At 70.4% G+C, this 8,548-nt stretch carries 7 protein-coding genes; 1 reads left to right on the forward strand and 6 read right to left on the reverse strand.

Features of this window, described 5'->3' with window-relative positions; all coding sequences use genetic code 11:
• The first annotated feature begins 1 nt into the window (after window position 1).
• Window positions 2-916, forward strand: coding sequence for a methyltransferase domain-containing protein (locus AB0J58_RS24095; RefSeq protein ID WP_364218953.1), 915 nt, complete (start codon window positions 2-4; stop codon window positions 914-916).
• A gap of 123 nt (window positions 917-1,039) precedes the next feature.
• Here the strand turns inward: AB0J58_RS24095 and AB0J58_RS24100 are convergent, their stop codons facing one another.
• The 6 genes from AB0J58_RS24100 to AB0J58_RS24125 form a co-directional block, all read right to left on the reverse strand.
• On the reverse strand, window positions 1,040-2,251 hold the full coding sequence (locus AB0J58_RS24100; protein ID WP_364218956.1) for a hypothetical protein: 1,212 nt from the start codon (window positions 2,249-2,251) through the stop codon (window positions 1,040-1,042).
• A 72-nt stretch (window positions 2,252-2,323) separates the two neighbouring features.
• Complete coding sequence (locus tag AB0J58_RS24105; RefSeq protein WP_364157604.1) at window positions 2,324-3,133, reverse strand: TylF/MycF family methyltransferase; 810 nt, start codon at window positions 3,131-3,133, stop codon at window positions 2,324-2,326.
• 139 nt (window positions 3,134-3,272) lie between these two features.
• Window positions 3,273-4,556, reverse strand: coding sequence for an activator-dependent family glycosyltransferase (locus AB0J58_RS24110; RefSeq protein WP_364218959.1), 1,284 nt, complete (start codon window positions 4,554-4,556; stop codon window positions 3,273-3,275).
• 25 nt (window positions 4,557-4,581) lie between these two features.
• Window positions 4,582-5,853: an activator-dependent family glycosyltransferase gene (locus AB0J58_RS24115; RefSeq protein WP_364218962.1), complete on the reverse strand. Its 1,272-nt coding sequence runs from the start codon at window positions 5,851-5,853 to the stop codon at window positions 4,582-4,584.
• A gap of 5 nt (window positions 5,854-5,858) precedes the next feature.
• Window positions 5,859-7,160: an activator-dependent family glycosyltransferase gene (locus AB0J58_RS24120; RefSeq protein WP_364218965.1), complete on the reverse strand. Its 1,302-nt coding sequence runs from the start codon at window positions 7,158-7,160 to the stop codon at window positions 5,859-5,861.
• A gap of 5 nt (window positions 7,161-7,165) precedes the next feature.
• Window positions 7,166-8,473 carry an activator-dependent family glycosyltransferase gene (locus AB0J58_RS24125; protein ID WP_364218968.1) on the reverse strand — a complete coding sequence of 436 codons (1,308 nt, stop codon included), beginning with the start codon at window positions 8,471-8,473 and terminating at the stop codon, window positions 7,166-7,168.
• Between the last annotated feature and the right edge of the window lie 75 nt (window positions 8,474-8,548).

Here is an 8,548-nt window from a genome sequence, read left to right on the forward strand (position 1 = left end):
GATGAGCATCGAACAGCTACGGCGCAGCGCGCGTGACTTCATCTCGGCCACGACGCGTTCGGCCTTCGAGCCCCCGACGCCGGAACAGGTCGCCGAGTTCTACGACAGGAACGGTCAGGCCCTCGCGGAGATGTACGGCGGGCAGACGCACGTCGGGTACTGGACGGGGCCCCAGGACGGCAGCGAACTGGGCGAGGCCGGCGTCCGGCTGACCGATGTCATGATCGGAAAGCTCGGGGTGGGGCCGGGAGACAGGATCCTGGACCTCGGCTGTGGGTCGGGAGCGTCGGCCGTCCAGGTGGCGCGGGCGACGGGCGCGGAGGTGGTCGGTGTTTCGATCAGCGCCGGCGAGGTCGACACGGCGGCCGCTCTGGCCAGGGCCGAGGGCATGGAGGGGCGGGTGCGGTTCCAGCGGGGCGACGCGCTGAATCTGTCGTTCGCCCCCGGCTTCTTCGACGCCGTCCTGGCGATCGATTCCTTCGTGCACCTTTCCGACCAGGTACGGGCCCTGAGCGAGATCGGGCGCGTCCTGCGCCCCGGGGGCAGAGTGGTCCTCACGGACTACATCAGGCGGGGGCCGGAGCTCAGTGAGGAGGAGGAGTACGCGCTGGCGGAGATGTCGGCGCTCTGGCGTATGGTCCCCATGCCACGGGCCGAGCACTACCCGGAATTCGCGCGTCGGGCCGGTCTGGTCGTCGACGAAGTCGCGGACATCACCGAGCACACGAAGTACTCGTTCGGAAAGCTCTATCTGAAGGCCGGTGAGTATGTCCGGCGACACGGTGAGCTACCGCCGGACCTCGCGCGAATCTTCGGCAAGGGAAGCGACGAGGACTGGCTGGAGGCGGCGGAAGGACCGCAGTACGAAGGTGTCGTCCTCGTCGTGGCCCGCCGGGCGGAGGACGGCCTGTCCTGACGGTCGGCGTGGGAGGGGAGGGATCTCTCCGAGAGGTCCCTCCCCTTTCCGTGCTCTCTTCCCGACGGCGCCTGTCCCGGCGGCGCGGGTCGCGTGTCCAGGACCGCGACCCGCTGTGCGTCGTCAGCCGTACTGCTTCAGCGCCAGCGGCCGTGCCGGCCGGCCATCCCGCATCACCACGTTCATGAGCAGGTCCGCCGTCTGGTTCGCGCGCGTCACGCTCAGGGAACCCCGGTGGTACGTCGTGCCGGACCTGTGCAACTCCAGGAAGCTCTCGATCCGCGGGCGCAGGGAGCCGTCGGGCTCAAGGACCCAGCACCCCCTGGCCGTCCAGGGCGGCATGGCCGCCGAGCACCAGGTCCGCGGCAGGCCCCGCAGGTGCACCCGGGCCATCGCCCTGCCCTGCGCGATACCGGGAGCGGGCTGGTAGAACGAGAGCCGAATGGCATGCGGGTCGATCTTCCGCAGCGCCCCGGTCTGCTCGTAGAGCAGGACCATCGCCAGGTAGCGGACGACCCTGTCGAGCCACTGCGTCTCGTCCTCCGCGGGATAGAGCCTGCGGAGGCGGCCGAGGTAGTGCCGTCGCGTCTCGGCTCCGATCTCCCCGCGCCATCCCGCGGCGCACAGCTCACCGAATCGGGCCTCGGAGTCCTCCTCCGCCGTCCAGTAGGCGTGCAGCAGGTCCCGGTTCTGCTCGGCCTGTGCGATGCACTCGCGGTAGTCGGCGTCGACCGTGTCGTGGAACAGGTAGGGCTGTATGGACTTTCCGGCCACCACCCCGATCAGGTCGATCAGACCGTCCGCGTACCGGCGGGAGTTCACAGTGATCGACTTCTGGACGGAGGGGGAACGGCCGTAGGCGTCCTCGTACCACACGCCGAAGTCCTCGATGATCAGACTGATGCGGGCGCCCGGCTCGTAGATCTCGGAGATGTCCGTCACGATCTGGGTGAGTCGCAACACGGTGAAGAGCTCGGCGATGTCGATGCCCTGGTCCTCGTCGCGGACGTAGTGCTTGATGCATCCCCACATCGTCGAGAAGGGGATCGGCTCGTTCCGCGACACCGCCCGGTCGATGCGTTCGCGCAGGATCCGGCGCCCGTCCGCGTCGGGCCTGGGGGCGAAGCGCGTGTGCCGCGAACCGACGACGATGTCGAGGATCCGGTCCACCGTCGAGCCAGGACGTGGCGCCTTCCCGCCGCGCAGGATCCCGGAAACGGCCCGCGTCATCAGGTCGGGCGGGATCGGGAGGCCCTCGGTGGACCAGGAAAAAGTGAGATCGCCGCCGGTTTCCCCCATGGTGGCCGCGTCGTCGAAATGCTGCTCCCCGGACATCGTTCTCCTTTCGTGAATGTGATGTCCCCGTGGGTGAGAAGGCGGGCACCGGCCTCGCGGCCGGTGCCCGGCTCAGGCCTCCTTGCGCCAGTACACGCCGCACCAGTCGATGTCGACGATCGGATCGGTGATGGCGTGCTCGTTCCGGTAGTCGTGGACGGCCTTGGCACAGGCCTCCAGCGCGTGGTAGTCGTCGACGATGAGGAATCCGCCCGGCGACAGCTTGGGATAGAGGTTCACCAGCGCGTCCATCGTGGACTCGTACAGGTCGCCGTCCAGGCGCAGGACCGACAGGCGCTCGACGGGCACGGTGGGCAGGGTGTCGGCGAACCGGCCCTTGACGAACTCGACCTGTTCGTCGAGCAGGCCGTACCTGCGGAAGTTCTCCTGCACCTGCTCCTGGGAGATCGCGAGCGGCTCGAACAGGTGGATGCCCCACAGCGGCTTGTCGTCCGGGTAGCGCTCGTCCGGCTCGGGGATCCCCTCGAAGGAGTCGGCGACCCAGACCCGCCGGTCCGTCACGCCGTGCGCGGCCAGTACGGCGCGCATGAAGATGCACGCGCCGCCCCGCCACACCCCCGTCTCCATGAAGTCGCCGGGCACGCCGTCGGCCAGCGCGCGTTCGGTGCACTCCTGCAGGTTGTTGAGGCGCTTCATGCCGATCATGGTGTGCGCGTCACGCGGCCAGTCGCGGCCCTCGCCACGGCCCTCGGCGCTGAACTCGACGAGTTCGGCGCCCGTCATTCTCAGCTCGGTCTGCTCTCCGTCGGAGACCTCGACGATGTCGACGTTGGAGACGTCCATGTCCGGGTCCTGGTAGACCGTGTTGCAGACGACTCGCTTCATGAGGTCGAGATAGAGGTCGGACGCTGTCATCGTCATGTGTTCTCTCCGGTCTTCGTGGTGGTTCGGGGGGCGTTCGAGAAATGTGTGGGCGGTGTTCTCCTGGCTGTGCCGGAGCCCGGGTGAGCCGGATCGGCTTCCTCGCGCCGATGGTTCGCGGCGGTTCCGGCCTGCCACCTCACCGGGGCGCGGTGCGGTGTTTGGCGGCGAGCTCCTCCAGGTGGGGGACGAGTTCGTTGGGAGTGGGCAGAGCCCGTATCTCGTCGCGCAGCCGGATCGCGCCGTCGCGGAAGGCGGGCTCGCGCAGCAGCCGGAGCACACTTTCGCGGATGTTGGGACCCGTGGCCTCGCTGGGGTGCAGCCGCAGTGCCCCGCCCTGAGCGGCGAGCTTGCGCGCCATGATCGGCTCGTTGAAGTGGTAGCCGATGGCGAGCTGGGGAACGGCGTGTAGCGCGGTGGTGAGGACGGTCCCGTCGCCGGCGTGGTTGATGACCGCCGAGCAGGTGGGCGCGAGGGCGTCCAGGGGCGCGTACGACACGAGCCGCGCGTTGTCGGGGACGCGGTCGAGTTTGTGCTGCTCGCTCTCGGAGACCGTGGCGACGAGTTCGACGTCGAGGTCGGCGAGGGAGTCGAGGACGTCCTGCACACCGACCGTGTAGCCGCTGAAGAGCTCGGTGGCGGCGAAACCGAGGGTGAGGGCGACTCGGGGGCGTTCGGGCGCGGTCCACAGCCACTTCGGCACGGAGGCGGGGCCGCCATGGGGGACGTACCGCATCCGCAGGTAGTGCTGCGAGCCGGCCTGGTCGCTGAGCGAGGCGGGGAGTTGATGGATGGTGAAGTGGCCGGTGGTCATGTCCTCGGTGAAGTCGAAGCCGTGCTTGCGGCCGTAGGCGCCGAGCCAGTCGGCCAGTGGGTCGGCGCGCTCCTCGGGGGGCTGTTCGGCCTTGAGCCGCAGGAAGTGGTCGCGGGCGATGCCGAAGACGTCCAGGCTCCACAGCAGGCGGGCGTGCGCGGCGCCGCAGGCCTTGGCCGCGATCGGCCCGGAGTAGGTGAAGGGTTCCCAGATGACCAGGTCGGGCCGCCAGTGCCGGGCGAAGTCGACCAGGCCCGCGATCATCGGGGCGTTCTCCGCCTTGTACCCCTCGACGGTTTCGAGGTATCCGTCCAGCATGTGACGCCAGGTGGCCTTCGCTGGGTCGTCCGCGACGTCGTAGGGCGGGGACAGCCCGACCCTGGCCTTCTCCAGCTGCTCCTCGGTCACGCCGTAGATCTTGAAGAGCTTGATGATGTCGAGGTCCCGGCCGACGGGCACGGCGGTCAGCCCGGCCTGGGTGATCATGTCGGCGAACTTCGGCTGGCCGGCGACCCGGACCTCGTGGCCCGCGGTGCGCAGTGCCCAGGCCAGCGGGACCAGTGGCAGGAACGTGCTCGTTCCCGGGTTGACGGCGAACAGGACGCGCATGGTGGTGGTGTCTCCCGATCCCGCGTCAGCGGTGTTTGGCGGTGAGTTCTTCGAGCTGGGGGACGAGCTGGTTGGGGCTGGGCAGGGCGTGGATCTCGTCGCGGAGGTCGGCGGCCCGGTGCCGGAAGGCGGGTTCGCCGAGCAGCCGCAGGACGCTCTGGCGGATGGCCTGACCGGTCGCCTGGTCGGCCCGGATCACCAGGGTGGCGCCCTGTCCGGCGGCCTGCCGGGCGAACGCGGGCCCGTCGAAGTCCCACGGCAGGGCGAGTTGCGGGATTCCGTAGCGCGCGGTGGTGAGGAAGGTGCCGAACCCCGCGTGGTTGATGACCGCCGAGCAGGTGGGCGCGAGGGCGTGCAGCGGCGCGTACGACACGAGCCGCGCGTTGTCGGGGACGCGGCTGAGCCTGTGCCGCTCGCTCTCGGGGACCGTGGCGACGAGTTCGACGTCGAGGTCGGCCAGCGAGTCGAGGACGTCCTGCACGCTGACCGCGTAACCCGCCTTGTGGTCGGTCAGGCTGAGTCCCATCGTCAGGGCGACCCGGGGGCGTTCGGGCGCGGTCCACAGCCACTTCGGCACGGAGGCGGGACCGCCGTAGGCGACGTACCGCATCGGGAGATAGGACAGATCCGCTCGCACGCTGAGCGAGGAGGGGATCTGGTCGATGGTGAAGTGGCCGGTGGTCATGTCCTCGGTGAAGTCGAAGCCGTGCTTGCGGCCGTAGGCGCCGAGCCAGTCGGCCAGTGGGTCGGCGCGCTCCTCGGGGGGCTGTTCGGCCTTGAGCCGCAGGAAGCTGTCGCGGGCGATGCCGAAGACGTCCAGGCTCCACAGCAGGCGGGCGTGCGCGGCGCCGCAGGCCTTGGCCGCGATCGGCCCGGCATAGGCCAGGGGTTCCCAGATGACCAGGTCGGGCCGCCAGTGCCGGGCGAAGTCGACCAGGCCCGCGATCATCGGCAGGCTGCCGGGCCGGTGCCAGGTGCGCAGCGCCTCGGCGTACCCGTCGGCCAGGTGCCGCCAGGTGCCCCTGGCCGGATCGTCCACGACGTCGTACGGCACGGGCAGGCCGTACGCGGGGTCCCAGGTCCAGTCGGGGATACGGTGGTCGCGGGCCAGCAGCTGCCACAGGTCGGCGTCCCGGCCGACGGGCACGGCGGTCAGCCCGGCCTGGGTGATCATGTCGGCGAACTTCGGCTGGCCGGCGACCCGGACCTCGTGGCCCGCGGTGCGCAGTGCCCAGGCCAGCGGGACCATGGTCAGCAGGTGCGCCTTCTCCGGGTTGGCGACGAACAGCACACGCATCGTCCTCACCCCCCACCGATCGCGGACCCGGCGAGCGGCGCGTGCCGGTGTGCCGCGGCCAGGTCCTCAAGGTCGCCGGCCAGCTCGTTCGGCGTCGGCATGGCCAGCATCTCCTCGCGCAGCAGGGCGGCCCCGTGCCGGAACCGAGGTTCGTTCAGCAGCCGCAGCAGGCGGTCCCTGATGGTGGCGCCGGTGGCCTGCATGGGGTGCAGGGCCAGCCCGGCCCCCTGCGCCGCGATCCGGCGTCCCAGAGCCGGGCCGTCGCCGTCCCACGGGACGACCAGGTGCGGGACCGCGTGCAGCGCGGTGGTGGCGAGGGTGCCGAAACCGGCGTGGTGGATCACTGCCGAACAGGTGGCCGCCAGAGCGTCCAACGGTACGAACGGCACAAGTCGGGCGTTGTCCGGGATCGAGGCGAGCCTGTCCCGCGCGGCCTCGGAGACGGTCGCGACAAGCTCGACGTCCATGTCGGCCAGCGCCTCCAGCACGTCGGGCAGGTCGACCACGTATCCCGCCCCGTGGTCGGCGGTGCTGAGCCCCATCGTCAGCGCGACCCTGGGGCGTCCCGGGGGCTCCCGCAGCCACGACGGGACGACCGCCGCGCCGCTGTAGGGCACGTAGCGCATCGGGACGTACCGCAGGTCGGCCTCCAGGCGCAGCGAGCGCGGCAGGAGGCTGATCGTGAACTGGCCGGTGACGAGCTCCTCGGAGAACTCGAAGCCGTACTTGTGGGCGTAGCCGCCGAGCCAGTCGGCGAGCGGGTCGGCCCGGTCCCCAGGAGGCTGCCGTTCCATGAGCCGCAGGTGGTGGGCGCGGGTCACGGCGAGGCTGTCCACGCTGAACAGCAGGCGGGCGTGGGCGGCGCCGCACGCCTCGGCGGCGATCGCGCCGGCGTAGGTGGTGGGCTCCCAGACGACCAGGTCGGGTTTCCAGGACCGGGCGAACTCCACCAGGTCCGCGACGATCGGGACGTTGCTCATCTTGTGCCAGCGGCTGACCTGGAGCTCGTACCCGTCCTTCAGGTAGCTCCAGGTGACGTCGCCCGGATGCCACTCGGCCGCGTCGTAGGGGACGGGCAGTCCGCCGACCCCCGCGGGGAGCCAGTGCATGTGCCGGCTCATGAGTTGCCACAGGTGCCGCTCCCCGCCGACCGGCACCGCGGTGAGGCCCGCCTGGGTGATCACGTCCGTGAAGACCGGCTGGACGGCGAAGACCACCTCGTGGCCGGCGGTGCGCAGTGCCCAGGCCAGCGGGGCCATGGCCAAGAAGTGCGTCTTCTCCGGGTAGGTGGTGAACAGGACGCGCATCGGCCTCACCCGTCGCCGCGGTGTTCGGCGACGAGCTCCTCCAACCGGGGGACGAGCTCGTTGGGCGTCGGCATGGCGAGGAACTCCTCGCGCAACCTGGCGGCGCCCTGCACGAAGGACGGCTCGTTCAACAGCCGCAGCAGGTTCTCGCGGACGGCCTCGCCCGTCGCCTTGGCGGCGTGCACGGCCAGGCCGGCGCCCTGCGCGGCCAGACGTTCGGCCAGCGCGGGCTGGTCGACGTCCCACGGCAGTGACAGCTGGGGCAGGCCCTGCAGGGCCGTGGTGGCGAGGGTGCCCACCCCGGCGTGGTGGATGACGGCGGAGCAGGAGGCGAGCAGCGCCTGGAGCGGCACGTAGGGCACCGGGCGGATGTTGTCCGGGATCCTGGCGAGTTTCCTCTGCTCCTCCTCCACGATGGTGGCGACGATCTCGATGTCGAGATCACCCAGGGCGTCGAAGAGGTCCTGCACGTCGACCGGGTAGCCGACGGCGCGGTCGGTGACGGTGAGACCCATGGTGATGGCGACCCTGGTCCGCTCGGGCGGGGTGGACAGCCACTTCGGCACGACCGCCGGGCCGCCGTAGGGGGTGTACCGCAGCGGGAGGTAGTTCAGGTTCGCCCGCATCCGCAGCGAGGGCGGCAGCATGTCGATGGTGAACTGGCCGGTGATGAGCTCCTCGCCGAACTCGAACCCGTACTTGCGGGCGTAGGAGCCGAGCCAGTCGGCCATCGGGTCGGCGCGGTCGTCCTTCGGGCGTTCGGCGCCGAGCCGCAGGTAGTGGTCGCGGGTGATGCCGTAGACGTCCGCGCCGATGAGCAGGCGGGCGTGCGCGGCGCCGCAGGCCCTGGCGGCGATCGCGCCGGCGTAGGTGGTGGGTTCCCAGACGACCAGGTCGGGTCGCCAGCTCTGGGCGAACTCCACCAGGCTGCTGATCATGGGGACGTTGCTCTGCTTGTGCCACTGGCCGATCTGCAGCTCGTAGCCGTTGCGGAGGTAGTCCCAGTCGACGTCCTCGGGCTCCCACTCCGCCGCCGCGTACGGGGTGGGCCAGCCCACCTCCTTGCTGCCGGTCCACTCCTCCGTCCACTCCTTCTTGGCATGGGCCATCTCCTTGAGACGGCCGAGGTACTGCCACAGGTCGCGGTCGGTGCCGATGGGCACGGCGGTCAGGCCGGCCTGGGTGACCACGTCGGCGAACTTGGGCTGGACCGCGACGCGCACCTCGTGGCCGGCCGTGCGCAGCGCCCAGGCCAGCGGGGCCAGCAGCAGGAAGTGCGTCCGTTCTGGATATGTGGTGAACAGGATGCGCATGGTGGTGGTGTCTCCCGATCCCGCGTCAGCGGTGTTTGGCGGTGAGTTCTTCGAGCTGGGGGATGAGCTGGTTGG

Source organism: Streptosporangium sp. NPDC049644 (assembly GCF_040675205.1).
Classification (GTDB): domain Bacteria; phylum Actinomycetota; class Actinomycetes; order Streptosporangiales; family Streptosporangiaceae; genus Streptosporangium; species Streptosporangium fukuiense.

Coding starts and splice junctions, on each gene's coding strand:
- AB0J58_RS24095 (WP_364218953.1), top strand. CDS start 2: ATGAGCATCGAACAGCTACGGCGCAGCGCGCGTGACTTCATCTCGGCC.
- AB0J58_RS24100 (WP_364218956.1), bottom strand. CDS start 2,251: ATGTCCGGGGAGCAGCATTTCGACGACGCGGCCACCATGGGGGAAACC.
- AB0J58_RS24105 (WP_364157604.1), bottom strand. CDS start 3,133: ATGACGATGACAGCGTCCGACCTCTATCTCGACCTCATGAAGCGAGTC.
- AB0J58_RS24110 (WP_364218959.1), bottom strand. CDS start 4,556: ATGCGCGTCCTGTTCGCCGTCAACCCGGGAACGAGCACGTTCCTGCCA.
- AB0J58_RS24115 (WP_364218962.1), bottom strand. CDS start 5,853: ATGCGTGTGCTGTTCGTCGCCAACCCGGAGAAGGCGCACCTGCTGACC.
- AB0J58_RS24120 (WP_364218965.1), bottom strand. CDS start 7,160: ATGCGCGTCCTGTTCACCACCTACCCGGAGAAGACGCACTTCTTGGCC.
- AB0J58_RS24125 (WP_364218968.1), bottom strand. CDS start 8,473: ATGCGCATCCTGTTCACCACATATCCAGAACGGACGCACTTCCTGCTG.